Source organism: Vibrio sp. Y20_XG_PY13, assembly GCF_024181925.1.
Lineage (GTDB): Bacteria > Pseudomonadota > Gammaproteobacteria > Enterobacterales > Vibrionaceae > Vibrio > Vibrio parahaemolyticus.
Map to the genome: position 1 here is coordinate 751,746 of NZ_JAMZAL010000002.1, position 15,752 is coordinate 767,497.

At 47.4% G+C, this 15,752-nt stretch carries 14 protein-coding genes and 1 tRNA gene; 13 read left to right on the forward strand and 2 right to left on the reverse strand.

Features of this window, described 5'->3' with window-relative positions; genetic code table 11:
• From NL646_RS08480 to NL646_RS08535, 12 genes are read left to right on the forward strand one after another with little or no spacing between them, the layout of a single operon-like run.
• Positions 1 to 1,401: an AMP-binding protein gene (locus tag NL646_RS08480; RefSeq protein WP_180797593.1), complete on the forward strand. Its 1,401-nt coding sequence runs from the start codon at positions 1 to 3 to the stop codon at positions 1,399 to 1,401.
• Between the two features lie 10 nt (positions 1,402 to 1,411).
• Positions 1,412 to 1,780, forward strand: a complete 369-nt coding sequence (locus NL646_RS08485; protein WP_021449611.1) for a hypothetical protein — start codon at positions 1,412 to 1,414, stop codon at positions 1,778 to 1,780.
• Positions 1,773 to 3,479, forward strand: coding sequence for a glycosyltransferase (locus tag NL646_RS08490; protein WP_031416564.1), 1,707 nt, complete (start codon positions 1,773 to 1,775; stop codon positions 3,477 to 3,479). The genes NL646_RS08485 and NL646_RS08490 overlap by 8 nt, the downstream gene beginning before the upstream one ends.
• A complete protein-coding gene (hutH, locus tag NL646_RS08495; protein ID WP_070225909.1) occupies positions 3,463 to 5,016 on the forward strand; it encodes a histidine ammonia-lyase in 1,554 nt (517 codons plus the stop codon). Before NL646_RS08490 ends, hutH begins: the two co-directional genes overlap by 17 nt.
• Positions 5,016 to 5,462 carry a thioesterase family protein gene (locus NL646_RS08500; RefSeq protein WP_005388315.1) on the forward strand — a complete coding sequence of 149 codons (447 nt, stop codon included), beginning with the start codon at positions 5,016 to 5,018 and terminating at the stop codon, positions 5,460 to 5,462. The genes hutH and NL646_RS08500 overlap by 1 nt, the downstream gene beginning before the upstream one ends.
• Positions 5,462 to 6,082 (forward strand): outer membrane lipoprotein carrier protein LolA, encoded by a 621-nt coding sequence (locus tag NL646_RS08505; protein ID WP_140067102.1) that lies wholly within the window; start codon positions 5,462 to 5,464, stop codon positions 6,080 to 6,082. Before NL646_RS08500 ends, NL646_RS08505 begins: the two co-directional genes overlap by 1 nt.
• Positions 6,054 to 8,396 (forward strand): MMPL family transporter, encoded by a 2,343-nt coding sequence (locus NL646_RS08510; protein WP_253664086.1) that lies wholly within the window; start codon positions 6,054 to 6,056, stop codon positions 8,394 to 8,396. The genes NL646_RS08505 and NL646_RS08510 overlap by 29 nt, the downstream gene beginning before the upstream one ends.
• Positions 8,393 to 9,004, forward strand: coding sequence for a DUF3261 domain-containing protein (locus NL646_RS08515; RefSeq protein WP_140278870.1), 612 nt, complete (start codon positions 8,393 to 8,395; stop codon positions 9,002 to 9,004). Before NL646_RS08510 ends, NL646_RS08515 begins: the two co-directional genes overlap by 4 nt.
• Before the next feature lie 20 nt (positions 9,005 to 9,024).
• The gene (locus NL646_RS08520) at positions 9,025 to 10,212 is read left to right on the forward strand and encodes a beta-ketoacyl-[acyl-carrier-protein] synthase family protein (protein ID WP_025625694.1); all 1,188 of its coding nucleotides are present in this window, start codon (positions 9,025 to 9,027) and stop codon (positions 10,210 to 10,212) included.
• Positions 10,205 to 10,669 (forward strand): hotdog family protein, encoded by a 465-nt coding sequence (locus NL646_RS08525; RefSeq protein ID WP_029823415.1) that lies wholly within the window; start codon positions 10,205 to 10,207, stop codon positions 10,667 to 10,669. The genes NL646_RS08520 and NL646_RS08525 overlap by 8 nt, the downstream gene beginning before the upstream one ends.
• Positions 10,666 to 11,391, forward strand: coding sequence for a 3-oxoacyl-ACP reductase FabG (gene fabG, locus NL646_RS08530; RefSeq protein ID WP_086581909.1), 726 nt, complete (start codon positions 10,666 to 10,668; stop codon positions 11,389 to 11,391). Before NL646_RS08525 ends, fabG begins: the two co-directional genes overlap by 4 nt.
• Complete coding sequence (locus NL646_RS08535) at positions 11,388 to 12,611, forward strand: beta-ketoacyl-ACP synthase (protein WP_021452981.1); 1,224 nt, start codon at positions 11,388 to 11,390, stop codon at positions 12,609 to 12,611. The genes fabG and NL646_RS08535 overlap by 4 nt, the downstream gene beginning before the upstream one ends.
• A 95-nt stretch (positions 12,612 to 12,706) precedes the next feature.
• Here NL646_RS08535 and NL646_RS08540 read toward each other — a convergent pair whose 3' ends face one another.
• Positions 12,707 to 14,398: a class I SAM-dependent methyltransferase gene (locus NL646_RS08540; RefSeq protein WP_253664087.1), complete on the reverse strand. Its 1,692-nt coding sequence runs from the start codon at positions 14,396 to 14,398 to the stop codon at positions 12,707 to 12,709.
• Between the two features lie 166 nt (positions 14,399 to 14,564).
• A tRNA-Arg gene (locus tag NL646_RS08545) sits at positions 14,565 to 14,641 on the reverse strand.
• A 203-nt stretch (positions 14,642 to 14,844) separates the two neighbouring features.
• Between NL646_RS08545 and folD the strand changes: the two genes are divergently transcribed.
• Positions 14,845 to 15,705: a bifunctional methylenetetrahydrofolate dehydrogenase/methenyltetrahydrofolate cyclohydrolase FolD gene (folD, locus tag NL646_RS08550; RefSeq protein ID WP_253664088.1), complete on the forward strand. Its 861-nt coding sequence runs from the start codon at positions 14,845 to 14,847 to the stop codon at positions 15,703 to 15,705.
• Positions 15,706 to 15,752: the final 47 nt, after the last annotated feature.

Genomic DNA, 15,752 nt, shown 5'->3' on the forward strand with positions numbered 1-15,752 from the left:
ATGAATACAACGTATTCGAGCTTTACCTCACTGGCGACATTGCTTAGCACAAAGAGGTATGAGCAATCCCCTGTCTCTTACGATCGCGACACAGTTATCACTTGGGGTGATTTCCAGAAGCACGTCGCAACGCTTGCTCAGCAGTTAGAAACCCAGCCAACGCAAAACATTGCGTTGTGTTTTGGCAACAGCTACCTATTTGCCGTTGGCTTTTTTGCTTGTTGTCACGCAGGAAAATCCATTGTATTGCCTGGTAACTACCAACCAGAAGCACTCAAAGAACTCAGCGAGCATTACGATTTATTGTTGCATGATGCCGATGTTTCTGTTTCAGAACAGGTGAGCTCACTCCTAGTAAAAGCTCAATCATTGGTAGGCATCACCTTGATTAACGAGCCAGAGGCCAAACAACCTTATTTTTGGCGTGAATTGAAACTGGCGGAAATACCGGTAACGCTATTCACTTCGGGTTCAAGCGGCACACCAAAAGCCATTGCAAAAACGCTGAAACAGCTCGATATCGAAGTTGCTATTCTAGATAACCTGTGGGGCGACACGGTTGCCAACACACGCGTTGAAAGCACCGTCTCTCATCAACACATTTACGGCTTGCTGTTTCGCGTATTGTGGCCTTTGTGTTCTGCACGTCCATTTTCAGCGCACAACCTCGAATTCCCTGAGCAAATTGTCCATCACGCCGATGCTGACACCACGCTAGTAAGCAGCCCTGCGTTACTAAAACGACTCAGTGAAGAGCACAATCCGGTGGCGATTCGGTGCGTATTTTCTTCTGGAGGCCCCCTGCCAAACCAAGCCGCGCAACACAGCCAGCTGTTGTTTGGGTCACTTCCTATTGAAGTTTTTGGCAGCACAGAAACCGGCGGCATCGCTTACCGTCAGCAGCACGTAGCCAGCACTCCTTGGACGTTATTCCCTGGTGTTGAAGCCGAGCTTAACCATGAAAATTGTTTAAAGCTCCGCTCGCCACACATTGATGAAAACACTTGGTACCAAACTGCGGATGAATGCTATTTCCATGATAGTATTTCTTTTGAATTGCGTGGACGCACTGACCGAATCGTCAAAGTCGAAGAAAAGCGTATTTCTCTTGTCGAAGTGGAAAAACGTTTAGAGCAACTGCCGTGGGTTCAAGAAAGCGTGGTGATCCCAATGGAAGAATCTGGTCGCCTCACGTTAGTCTCGATCATCGTACTTAGCGATAAAGGCAGCGATGTGCTTGATGAACTTGGTAAAGGCAAGTTTTGGCTTGAGCTTCGCAAGGCACTGCGCAATTGGCTAGAACCGATCGCTATCCCGAGAAAATTCCGAGTGGTCGACGAAATTCCATTGAACAGCCAAGGCAAACGCCAAGTTGCTGAAATTGAAAAACTATTCCAATAAAGCTAGTAACATGGATAAAAGAAAACCAACTATTCAGAATATTGAAGTGAGTGACCACACCGCGGAGCTGTCGCTGCGTGTGGATGCTGACATCTTAGATTTCCAAGGTCATTTCAGTCACTTTCCTCTTTTACCCGGCGTCACACAAATTGACTGGGCGTTGTTCTACGCCGTTCAATATTTGAACACCCCCAAGGTATTTAAAGGAATGGAAGTCATCAAATTTCAAGAGCCGATTCTGCCAAACGCCGACGTTTGTCTCTCACTCTCTTGGGACAATGAGCGCGAGAAATTGACCTTTAAGTACACATCGAAAAACGGTGAAACCTTGGTGACTCACTCTTCAGGCAAAATGAAACTGGGTGAGTCACGTGAGTGATTACCGTCCCTGCTTTTTAATTCCTTGCTACAACCACGGCAGCACAATTGCAGACGTGGTTGCGTCGTTATCCTCTTTCGATTTGCCAGTGCTGGTCGTGGACGACGGCAGCAATGAAGACACCAAACAAGCGCTTTCAGCATTGAGTGAGCAAGGGCTGATAAAACTGATTAGTCTGAGTGAAAACCAAGGCAAAGGTGGCGCGGTGATGGCTGGCCTACATCAAGCTCACCAGCTTGGTTTTACGCACACCATTCAAATCGACGCAGACGGTCAACACGACCTAGAAGCACTACCCAAATTGCTCAGCGCCAGCGAAACAAAACCAGATAACCTGATTTCTGGCCAACCGATATACGACGAGAGCGTACCTAAAGCCCGTCTGTATGGTCGCTACGCTACGCACGTTTGGGTGTGGATAGAAACCTTGTCACTGTCTATCAAAGACAGCATGTGCGGTTTCCGCGCCTACCCAGTGGCGAAAACGGTCGCCGTGTTGAACAAGTACAACATCGGCAAACGCATGGATTTTGATATCGAAATTCTGGTGCGAATGTACTGGGAAGGCGTCGATATTGATTTTGTTCCAACGCGCGTGATCTACCCTGAAGGTGGCATTTCCCACTTCGACGCATTGTGGGATAACGTCAAGATAAGCTGGATGCACACTCGCCTATTTTTTGGCATGTTGCCGCGCATTCCTTCGCTACTCGCCAGAAAGCGCCGTCACACAGATGACAGCAATGCCCACTGGTCGAAACGAAAAGAACAAGGCACGATTTTAGGCATCAAAACCTTGCTCGCGGTTTACCGCTTGTTCGGCAGAAAAGCGTTCGACCTGATTTTAAAGTTAGTCATGCGCTACTACCACTTCACGGGTAAATCAGCCCGCGAAGCGTCTGAGATTTACCTGCAAAACTTGCAGCGCTACGCAGCGCAGCAGAACATCGCACTACCAAAACAGTTGGACAGCTATCATCATCTGCTTTCTTTTGGGCGAACCATGCTCGACAAACTGGCAGCATGGCAAGGTGACTTTAATGTCGACAACCTAACCATTCACGGCCAGCATCATTTCGAAGAGATGGCGCAGAAAAAACAAGGCGTGCTCATTTTAGGCTCACACCTTGGCAATATCGAACTCTGCCGCGCGCTTGGTCGTCGACACTCTCATGTCAAAATCAACGCCTTGGTATTTACCCAACACGCTGAACAATTTAATGCGGTAATGAAGGCGGTAAACCCAAACTCGGAACTGAATTTGATTCAAGTCAGCTCAATGGGACCAGACACCGCGATTCTGCTTCAACAAAAAATCGAGCAAGGCGAATGGGTGGTGATCGTTGGAGATCGCACTTCTACCAGCAAAGAAAATCGTGTCGTTTGGGCAGATTTTCTTGGTAAACCAGCGCCATTTCCGCAAGGCCCATTCATGCTGGCCTCGGTATTAAAAGCGCCGGTTTATCTACTCTTCGGCCTACGCGACGATGAAGCAAACACTCCGCATTTTAATGTGTACTTTGAACACTTTAGTGACCAAATCACGCTACCGCGCAAGGAGCGTCAGCAGGCACTAGAACACGTTGTTCAACAGTACGCACACAGATTAGAACACCACACACTGCAAGCGCCGTTACAGTGGTACAACTTTTTTAACTTCTGGACTTTAAGTAATCAGCCACATGACAAACAACAATAATCACAACATCACTTTTGGTGCCCAATCTTTAACCATCGAAGATGTCGTTGCCATTGCTCAAGGTGCAAAGGCAAACATGAACACCTCGCCAGAATTTACCGCGAAAATTGATCGTGGCGTGGCGTTTCTGGAACGATTACTGAAAGAAGAAGGCGTTATTTACGGCGTGACTACGGGTTACGGCGATTCATGTACTGTGGCGATTCCACCCGCTCTTGTGGATGAACTTCCGTTGCACCTTACGCGCTTCCATGGCTGTGGCTTAGGTCAAATCCTTTCTCATGAGCAAGCTCGCGCGGTGCTGGCAACCCGTTTATGTTCATTGTCGCAAGGCGTATCTGGCGTGTCTCACGATCTGTTGAACCAAATCGTTACGCTTATCAATCACGATATTGCGCCGCGTATTCCACAAGAAGGCTCGGTGGGCGCAAGCGGCGATTTAACGCCTCTGTCTTACCTAGCGGCGACCTTAATTGGCGAGCGTGAAGTGCTTTACAAAGGCGATGTGCGACCAACACAAGAAGTGTTTGCAGAGCTGGACATTGAGCCAATTCGCCTAAAACCAAAAGAAGGTTTGGCGTTAATGAACGGTACATCCGTGATGACTGCCCTCGCCTGTCTTGCCTACAAACGCGCAGAATACCTAGCGCAGCTTTGCACCAAGATTACCGCGATGGTCTCTGTGGGTATGCAAGGTAATGACTTCCACTTTGATGAAGCGTTGTTTGCGGTAAAACCTCACCCTGGTCAACAGCAAGTTGCGGCTTGGCTGCGTGATGATCTCAATGCTGAACGTCCGCCACGCAATAGCGACCGACTGCAAGATCGTTACTCGCTGCGTTGTGCGCCACACGTAATTGGCATGGTGCAAGACTCACTGCCTTGGCTACGTCAATTGATTGAGAATGAACTAAATAGTGCCAACGACAATCCAATTATCGATGGCGACAACGAGCGCGTTCTGCACGGCGGTCACTTCTACGGTGGTCATATCGCAATGGCGATGGATACGTTGAAAGTGAACATTGCCAACTTAGCTGATTTGCTGGACCGTCAGATGGCGCAACTGATGGATTACAAGTTCAATAACGGCCTGCCGTTTAACTTAACCGGTGCAGAAGGCGAGCGTAAACCGATCAACCACGGCTTTAAAGCGGTTCAGATTGGTATCTCAGCTTGGACGGCAGAAGCGTTGAAAAACACCATGCCAGCGAGCGTTTTTTCTCGCTCAACCGAGTGTCACAACCAAGACAAAGTGAGCATGGGCACCATTGCGGCTCGTGATTGCTTACGCGTACTTGAGTTAACAGAGCAAGTTGCTGCGGCTTCACTCCTAGCAAGCGTTCAAGCGGTTGAGATTCGTCGCCGTCATAACGAATTGGACGAACACCACATGAGTCAGAGTTTGCGAGTAATTCGTGACGCCGTACTGAGCGAGTTTGAATTTGTGATTGAAGATCGCCCATTGGAACAAGATTTGCGTCATTTCATTGAACGCATTCAGCAACGTCATTGGCCACTCTACGTGGAGGTATAATGCAAGAGCAGGTTCTCTACCCATTAGAAGCGGAGGTGACTATGGTCACCTCTTTTCAAGATGCTGACCCGATGGGCGTGATTTATCACGGCAACTTCTTTCGATATTTTGAAGAAGCGCGTCGTGTGCTGATGGAGAAGATCCAATACAGCTATCGCGATATGCAAGACTCTGGGTACATGTGGCCGATCATCGACACGCGCGTTAAATACGTGAAGGCGATTCCGTTTAATCACACCATTCGTATTACCGCGCAACTCACTGAGTGGGAAAACCGCTTACGTGTGGATTACGTGATTTACGACGCCGAAACGAATCAACGTATGTGCAAAGCGCATACAACGCAAGTCGCCGTATCCATTGAAAAGCAAGAGATGTGCTTTGTTTCTCCAGCAGTCTTTTTAGATAAAGTAGAGCAATGGCACAACCATGGGAGCCTGAACTAATGCATAAGTGGTTACTCTCTTTTTTGTTGATATTTTCTGTTCCAGCACTGGCCACACCGACTGCAAATGTAACGGATTTGGCATCGCTTCAGCAGCAGTTGTCTCAGCATGAAATCGTACGCGGAGATTTTACGCAGCAGCGTCATCTGGAAATGTTCAGTCAACCTCTAACCTCTAAAGGTCAATTCACACTGAGCAAAACACATGGCTTGTTGTGGCAACAAACAGAACCTTTCGCAGTCAATTTGGTATTGACGGAAAACAAACTTCGTCAGACTTTTGCCGACCAAGCTCCGAAAACGATCTCTGCAGAAGAAAACCCAATGGCGTTCTACTTTAGCCATGTGTTTTTATCCGTGTTCCACGGGGATACTTCTGCACTGCAAGAACAATTCACACTCGATTTTTCAGTTGAGAACAATCAGTGGCAGCTCGTTTTAGTGCCCAAACAGTCGCCATTAAATGCGGTGTTTCAATCCATCACTCTTTCCGGTAAAACGCACATTGATCGCCTAACCCTACAAGAGCTGCGTGGCGATAAGACCGAAATCACGTTTACGAACCAGACCTCTCTACCTCAGGAACTCACGGATGCCGAAGACGCTCAATTCCGTTTCTAAACTCAGTCTCGGCACTCACACCTTTGCTCTGGTTTGGCTCAATCTCGTTGTTTTAGCGGGCGCGTTGCTACTCAAACAATGGGTTTGGAGTGCAGAATCTCCGATTGAGACCAACATTTTAAAACTGCTGCCGAAGAACCAACAAAACCCGGTGGCTGAGCAAGCCTTTGAGTCGGTCTCGGCAAGTATGAGCGACAAAGTCATTTTCGTGATCACAGCGCCGGACAAAAATGCCCTTTTTGCAGCGGCCGCTGAATTTGATAAGGGGTTGCGTCAGAGTAATCATTTTCGCGATGTGTTGGGAAAGATCTCACCTCAAGAACAGCAAGCTTGGGCAAGTTACTACTTTAAGCACCGCTTCCAATTGCTGACACCTGAACAACGAGAGCGTTTAAGCCAAAATCCAGAACAGCAAGTGCAGCATGTGATTCAGTCTCTGTACAACCCGTTTTCTGGGGTGACTGGGCAAGAGTTACAAAATGACCCTTTCTTGCTATTTCGGGATTATCTAAGCCAAGTTACCCAGCAATCGTCCTCTTTCCGGTTGGATAACGGCTATCTGTCCGTCGAAAAAGACGGTTCTCAATACTTGCTTATTACTGCCGAGCTAAAAGAGTCGCCTTATAGCCTAACTGGGCAGCTTGCAGTCCCTGATATTCAAGCGCTAGAACAAAACGTCACGCAGAAATATGGCGCTGAAGTCTCACATACTGGCGTTCTGTTTTACGCCGACTTTGGTACGCAAAGTGCCAAATCGGAGATCAGTACCATCGGTGTGTTCTCTCTGCTCGGTATCATTGCATTGTTCGTGTTGGTCTTTCGTAGTGTGATGCCACTGTCTCTCGCACTGCTTTCCATCACCATTGGTTTGCTCGTTGCGTTGTCCGTTACGACGTGGATTTTTGGAAAAGTCCATCTGTTCAGCTTAGTGTTTGGCGCAAGTTTAATCGGCGTGTCTATCGACTACGCATTCCACTACCTAACCGAACGCCTTGCGGCGGGAAATGAATGGGATAGCGAGCAAGGGTTAAAGCATATTTTCATAGCGATCACACTTGGCTTAATCACCAGTTTGATCGGCTATTTGGGCATGTTAGTGGCGCCGTTTCCTGGTTTGCAGCAGCTTGCGCTGTTTTCATCCATTGGTCTGATTGCCGCTTACATCACAGTGGTAGCTTGGTATCCGATACTGGCTCGTAACCCATCGCGCACCATTTCGAATTTACCGGGACAATCACTGTTGGCGAAATGGTTAACACTTTGGAATCAACCTCGAATTAAAGTCGGATTACCGATGTTATGTGTGGTTGCGAGTGGTTTTTTCTTGCTGCAATTGAACTACGATGACGACATTCGTCTGCTGCAAACGATGCCGAAAGATCTCAAGCAGCAAGAAACCTTGATTACGACGCTCAGTGGCATGCAATCTTCGCAGCAAATGTTGGTCGTTACCGCCGACGATGACGAAAACCTAATGAAAAAGCTGGAGTCTTTGACGCCAACTTTAGAAGCGTGGAAAGCAGACAGCACCATCGAAAGCTACCAGAGTCTGAGCCGCTACTTGAGCTCAGTTGAACGTCAGCAACAAGACTATCAATTGATTCACGACCTTTACGCGACACAATCCAGCCCACTTGCATCCGGACTGCGCTTAAATAAAAAGCCCCAAATGGACGCCGACTTTATCCCTGTCACGGTTGATCAGTACTTGCAAAACCCAGTATCAGCGCCTGTGCGTTTTCTCCATTTGGGTAAAATTAAAGGAAAATCGGCAACGGTAGTGGTGTTAAACCAATTGCAAGACTCCGCCGTTGTTAAGTCTTTTGCCAAATCGCAGCCTGACGTTGTCTACCTAAACAAAGCAGAAGAAATTTCCGCCCTATTTGGTGAATACCGAATCAAAATCATGGAGCTGTTGGCAGCCGCCAGTACTGTGATCTTTCTGGTGTTAATCAAGCGGTACGGTCTGCAACACAGTTGGCGAGTTTTACTGCCATCATTGATTGCTTGCGCGTGCGGTCTGGCAACTGCTGTCGCGATGGGAACAACATTAAACCTGTTCAACTTGCTTGGCTTGGTGCTCATTCTTGGTATCGGGATAGATTACACTCTGTTCTTTGCCGAGAAAGCCCGCAGCGTGAGCACACTATTGGCGATCACCCTTTCGGCAATAACCACTGTGCTGTCATTTGGGTTGCTGTCACTAAGCCAAACTCACGCGATTCACAGTTTCGGCATTACGGTGTTAAGCGGTATTTTTGTTGCTTGGCTGCTCTCTCCGATTGCGATTAAAACAGAGGAAACGACGTCATGATTTTTAACCATGCTTTTCGCTGCGCGACGTTAATCGTACTGAGTCTGTTTTTAAGTGCATGCAGCTTGGTACCTCACCAATCGACGCCTCAAGTCGATATTGCTGAGAACACCCAAGTTAACTTACCGACTCCAGCCAGCTTAGGTTACCAGCTGGCTGCCAGCCAATTGATTACGGCCTCTTGGGTAATTGATGGCAAACCCACATCTGAGCAACTTCCGGTGCAACTGCAAGTGACTAGCAACGAAGTGGTACTGGCAGGCTTCTCATCTTGGGGGACGCGAGTACTCTCGTTGTCTTACGATGGAGAACAAATCCAAACCGAAGTACTCAACGGTTTGCAAGGTACGCTACCGCAGCCAGAACAGGTATTATTTAACCTGATGATCACGCTCTGGCCGAGTTCCGCTTGGGAAGGATCGTTAAATGAGGTAAGGTGGCAAATGATTGATAAAAATAATTCTCGCGTCATCTTTGATAGCGACGGTGAAAAGATCATTGAGATTCAATACAGTTCTTCTAACAAATTAGAGGGTAAGATTGACTTTCACCACCTCAAGCATCAGTTTTCAATTTCTATTCAGACACTGCAACATCAGATTAATTAAGAACAATTTAGAACAACAATATGCCTAATCGCTCTCCTCAACCTTTGTATATTCAGGCCTGTGGTTTCCACTCCGCAATGGGACAAGATGACGCCATCATCCACCAGTGTTTATCGGGAGCGAAACCATCCAACATGGTGGTTGACCAAGACATTTTGAATTCAGGCCGACAAACAGTAATCGGTCGAATTGCACAACCGTTACCGCAATTACCACCAGCTTTCAGCCGGTTTGATACAAGAAACAACCGCCTCGCACTTTCGGCTTTGCAGCAAATTGAAAGCGACGTGCATGACGCCATTGCTGAATATGGCCGTGACCGTATCGCGGTCGTGATCGGCACCAGCACATCTGGCATTTCAGATGGCGAAATCGCGTTTGGAGAGAAGCTGGCAAACGGCGAGTTTCCTGCCGACTACCATTACACCAAACAAGAGCTTGGCAACTGCAGCGATTTTATTGCCGCCTACTTTGATTTAAGCGGGCCACATTACTCAGTTTCAACCGCCTGTTCTTCTAGTGGTCGTGTTTTTTTAACCGCGCAACGCCTGATTCGCTCTGGTATTGTTGATGCGGTCATTGTGGGTGGCGTGGATACCATTTGTCGCCTAACGCTAAACGGCTTTAACGGTTTAGAAGCCCTATCCGATACTCTTTGTAAACCGTTTGACCAACATCGCAACGGCATTAATATCGGTGAAGCCGCAGCATTAATGTTGCTAAGCAAAACACCCGCGCCCGTTGCTCTTCTCGGAGCTGGCGATAGCTCAGACGCACACCACATTTCCGCACCACATCCAGAAGGGGTAGGCGCAGAAGAAGCGATGAAAAAAGCGTTGGCCAATGCAGGACTAACAGCACAAGACATTGGTTACATCAACGCGCATGGCACAGCAACACCGTTAAATGATGCGATGGAAAGCAAAGCCATCCACCGCTGCTTTGGTGACTCCGTCCCTGTGAGCTCTACAAAGCCACTTACCGGACACACATTAGGTGCAGCAAGTGCGACGGAAGCCGCTATCGCTTGGCATATTCTCAAGTACAACCTTGACTTGCCAATGCAACACTGCGAAACCAAGGCAGACGATATCCATATATCGTTAGTTGAGACGCCAACCAAACTTGGCAACAAAGCGATTCTCAGTAACTCTTTTGCTTTTGGTGGCAACAATATTAGTCTTATTTTTGGTTACGCTCATGACTAAACTTCCTCCCATCGAACAACTTTTGCCACACGACAAACCAATGATCTTGGTTGATCGTGCTATGGATATTCAACAAGATACGATTCACTGCCAGGTTGATATCGCAGAACACAACCCGTTCTTCGACTCGGCCTCTCAAACCGTGCCTGCTTACGTTGGCATCGAGTTTATGGCGCAATCTGTCGCAGCGTGGTCTGGTTACCACGCATTAATGAAAGAACAAGCGCCACCGATTGGCTTTTTACTTGGTAGCCGTCGATACACGTCTGAATGCGATGCGTTTTCTCGCGGACAAGTGCTCGATGTGTATGCCGAAAAAGTCATGGAAGATAATGGTATGGCGGTATTTTCTGCCCGTATTGAGCTACAAGGAACTGTTGTAGCGACTTGCCAATTGAACGTTTACGTTCCATCAGAAGAAAAATTACAAGAAATGAAAATCAGGAGTCAACAATGACCCGACAAGTCCTCGTTACAGGTGCCAGCAAAGGCATCGGTAAAGCCATTGCCGTTCAATTAGCCAAAGATGGTTTCCAAATCATCGTCCATTACATGGGCGATCAACAAGGCGCACAAAATACCCTAGACACCATCGAACAACATGGTGGTAGCGGTCGTCTTATCCAATTCGACATCAGTGACCGTGCAGATTGCCGTGAGAAACTAGAAGCCGATATCGTCGCCCACGGCGCTTACTATGGCGTCGTGAACAACGCTGGCATCACAAAAGATACCGCTTTCCCTGCGATGACCGAAGAAGAATGGGATGGCGTGATTCATACCAACCTAGATAGCTTCTACAACGTTCTTCACCCTTGTGTTATGCCAATGGTGCAAAAGCGTAAAGGTGGTCGAATTGTTACCCTTGCATCAGTATCTGGCCTGATGGGTAACCGTGGTCAAACCAACTACAGCGCAGCAAAAGCGGGCGTAATTGGTGCAACAAAATCACTCGCACTTGAACTGGCAAAACGCAAAATCACCGTTAACTGCGTTGCACCGGGACTTATCGACACAGGCATGGTAGACGAACACGTAAAAGAACACGCGATGCCGCAAATTCCTTTGCGCCGCATGGGAGAACCAGAAGAAGTCGCTGGTTTAGTCAGTTACCTTATGTCTGACATCGCAGGCTATGTAACTCGCCAAGTCATTTCGGTAAACGGAGGCCTAGTATGAACCGTCGAGTCGTTGTAACCGGAATGTCGGGCGTGACTGCGTTTGGTAACGATTGGCAATCTGTCGAGCCAAAACTGCGTGACTGCCAGAACGCGACGCAATACATGCCTTCTTACGAACAGTATGATGGTTTGAACACCAAGCTCGCGGCACCAATTTTAGATTTTGAACTGCCAAAGCACTACAAGCGCAAGCAAGTACGCGGCATGGGGCGTGTTTCTAAATTGGCGACCGTCGCAACAGAAAACGCACTGAGCCAAGCAGGTTTGATTGGTAACGACGTACTCACCAATGGCCAAACGGGTATCGCATACGGCTCATCAACAGGCAGTACTGACGCAATCGGCGCATTTGGTGTCATGCTGAATGAGAAAACCACTAAAGCGATCACCGCAACGACTTACGTGCAGATGATGCCGCATACGACGGCAGTGAACGTTGGTCTATTTTTCGGTTTGAAAGGCCGAGTGATCCCAACCAGTAGTGCATGTACCTCCGGCAGCCAAGCAATCGGCTACGCCTACGAAGCGATCAAACACGGCTACCAAACGGTCATGGTTGCTGGTGGCGCTGAAGAATTGTGCCCAACGGAATCCGCTGTCTTCGATACCCTTTTTGCCACCAGTCTGAAGAATGAAGACCCGAAAAGCACACCAAGACCTTATGACTCCGATCGCGATGGTTTGGTGATTGGTGAAGGTGCGGGAACGCTGGTTCTGGAAGAGTACGAACACGCCGTCGCTCGTGGCGCGAAAATCTATGCAGAAATCATCGGTTTTGCCAGCAACTGTGATGCCGCACACGTCACTCAACCACAGATGGAAACCATGCAAATCTGTATGGAAATGGCTTTGCAAAACGCGGGCATTCCTGCTGAGAAGATCGACTATGTATCTGCTCACGGCACTGCCACCGACCGCGGTGATATTGCAGAAAGCAACGCAACAGCGAATGCTCTGGGCAAAGTGCCAATCAGTTCACTCAAGAGCTACTTTGGCCACACACTAGGCGCGTGTGGCGCAATTGAAGCGTGGCTAGGTTTAGAAATGATGCACACGGGTTGGTTCAACCCAACGCTCAACCTAGAAAACCTCGACGAGCAATGTGGCGATTTAGACTACATCGCCGGACAAGGCCGAGAGCTGGACGTGAAATATTTGATGAGTAATAACTTCGCCTTTGGCGGCATCAACACCTCCATCATCTTTAAAAAGATGTAATGCCCTTAGTAAATGCAAAAGCGCTGGTTAACCAGCGCTTTTTTGTTAGTTACCAATCAAACTTCATTTATCACGAGGTAATAGCAAACGAGATATTACCATTCCGCGATACACAGGCGACTTTTAACACCACGAATTTGTAATCCCATCGCTTCAAAGACATGCTCAAAATCTTGGCAAGATGCTGGCACATTAGGTAGCGACAATGAAGCCTCGGTAAAAAATGTCCGACTCAAACTATCCGTCTCTCCCCAAGCTAGCTGCCACCAATCCAAAATTCGCGGCTTAGATGCGTTTAATCGATAGCTAGCAGGAATACGATCACGTTTGTTCAGGTTTTCAGCCTTAGAAGTTGGTAGCAAGTTCCACTTATCATTGTTAGGCCAATAAGCAAAAGGCAAACAGTGATCAACGTGATACTCATTTCGTAATTTGCTTCCACTCCATACACTGACAATGTCGCAATGGCTGAGCTTCAACTGTTCAATTCTCTTTCGCACCACTCGCGTATCATGGTCTTTATCAATCCAGACCAAACAATCGTGATACGTTTGCAGTGGAATACCCCGCTCTTGATTAGACCGAAATCGTTGCATTTCCATAATCCACTGGTTGACCACCAGCGGCTCAATCCAAGAGTTATACAATCGAAAACAATCCCAAAGGCTTTCATCCAACACAAACAGCCCATAACTTTTGAGGAACTCGCTATCCACAACAATTGAACTTTTTGGCTTCTTAGCTGAACGAATCATTTCAAAGTAAGGGTTTGATTTATCACCTTGATAGGTAAAGGTGACGGGGCCATCTTTTATGGTTTTTAAGCTGTCTTTTATTGCTTTATCCAGCGCCACTGCATCTTCACCAAAAAATGTCGCGCCTATAGCAAGATCATCAGGACTTAAATGGGAAAGTCTACCCCAACCTTCCGGCTTGATAAATCCTAGTCCTTTAGACGAGTTCGAGTTCTGCTGGATGTTCTCTTTATCGATTAAACGCTTAAATTGACGAATCCAATATAAGCCGACTAATGCTAATGGGATGGCAACTTTACCGTCACTACGATCAACCACTGCACCAGAATGAGCATCTGCAATTCGTAGTAAAGTACGCAGTAGTGCGAGTTTATAGGTAGCCGATTTGGAATCATTGACGATAATGTGACGAACCTTATTCAGATCACCAGAACCATCATCAGGCAAAGACATAACTACAGTTTGCCAAGATACACCTGTTCGCTGTAACTGGTCATCATCGAGAGATACGTTTCTCACCATTAACGCGCTATTCTTTGCAAACTTTTCAAGCTCTTCAACCGATACCGGATAAGCTTTACGACCGTCAGAAAAGTCACCGTGACGAAGGCTAATCACCAATCGACCATTGGGCGCTAGCAAATTCGCAAGTTTGCGAAATGCGCGTTCACGGTGCGTAGGCGCAAGATGCATCCATACCGCACTAACAAGAATTAAATCGAAGCGAAAGCCAAGATTAATGACTTTCTCAAGCTTAGGTAACCCATCTTCAAGCCAAGTAACTGAATCACCACAGTAAGACTTACCAAATCTCAGAAGCGCTTGAGCAGGTTCAATCGCAATAACTTCACATCCATGTTCAGCCATCCATTTAGCGTCTCGACCAGAGCCAGCCCCAACATCTAAGACGCGATCTCTGGCTTGAGGCCAGAAAGCTCTCCAGCTCGCGTGGACATCCTCAAACTTGAGCGAAGTGTATTGCTCCGCTAAACAATCTGCGTGTTGTTCATAAAATCTAGACGTGGCAGGCATAAAGATAAACAGGAAAGCAACTAATATGAGCTCATGTTAATTGCTAGAGATTGCAATAGCTATAATCTCAGTCAAAAGTTGTAGGTGACGTAGCGATTAATATCGAATGTTCTAAAACGACAAAGCCCCGACAACTCAAAGAGTTATCGGGGCTTTTTAGAATAAATGGCACGCCCTATTGGATTCGAACCAATGACCACATCCTTAGAAGGGACGTGCTCTATCCAGCTGAGCTAAGGGCGCGCTACAGGGACAGGATTATACGAGTTCAAACGGGTAAATCAACGGGTTTTCATAACATTCTGATCTGAATGCCTAAAAAAAGTCCATTAAAACGTTTAATGTTCAAAAACACCACAAGGCAAACGTTTGCGTATGGATGTTAATTAGAATTTCTGCGACAATGCGCCGCAGATAATTTGCCTTCTTAATTTATAAGGAAAGTCATGACTGCTCAAAATATAGACGGAACTCTCATTTCCCAAACTGTTCGATCCGAAGTTGCAGCACGTGTTAAAGCTCGCGTCGCAGCAGGTTTACGCGCTCCTGGCCTAGCAGTTGTTCTGGTTGGTGAAGACCCAGCATCTCAAGTTTACGTGGGCAGCAAACGCCGCGCTTGTGAAGAAGTTGGCTTTGTATCCAAGTCGTTTGACCTTCCGGCTTCAACATCTGAAGAGGAGCTGCTTGCTCTTATTGATGAGTTGAACAACGACAACGAAATTGACGGCATTTTAGTTCAGTTACCACTTCCTGCTGGTATTGATACCACACACGTTCTAGAACGCATTCATCCAGAAAAAGACGTGGATGGCTTCCACCCATATAACGTTGGCCGTCTTGCGCAGCGTATTCCTAAGCTTCGCTCTTGTACGCCTAAAGGCATCATTACCCTACTCGAGCGTTACAACATCGAGCTTCGTGGTAAACATGCGGTTGTGGTTGGCGCATCAAACATTGTTGGTCGTCCAATGACACTTGAGCTGCTGCTTGCTGGTTGTACAACAACGACATGCCACCGCTTTACCAAAGATCTAGAAAGCCACGTACGTCAAGCTGACGTTGTTGTGGTCGCGGTAGGTAAGCCAAACTTCATCCCTGGCGAGTGGATTAAAAAAGGCGCAGTGGTTGTCGATGTAGGCATTAACCGTCTTGATTCAGGCAAGCTAGTGGGCGATGTGGAATACGACAAAGCACGCGAAAGCGCGAGCTTCATTACTCCGGTTCCTGGTGGTGTTGGCCCAATGACCGTAGCAAGCTTGATTGAGAACACGATGTTGGCTTGCGAGCAGTTCCATACTGAACAATAACATCAATATTGAGATACGAAAAAGGCTCCGCAAGGAGCCTTTTTGCT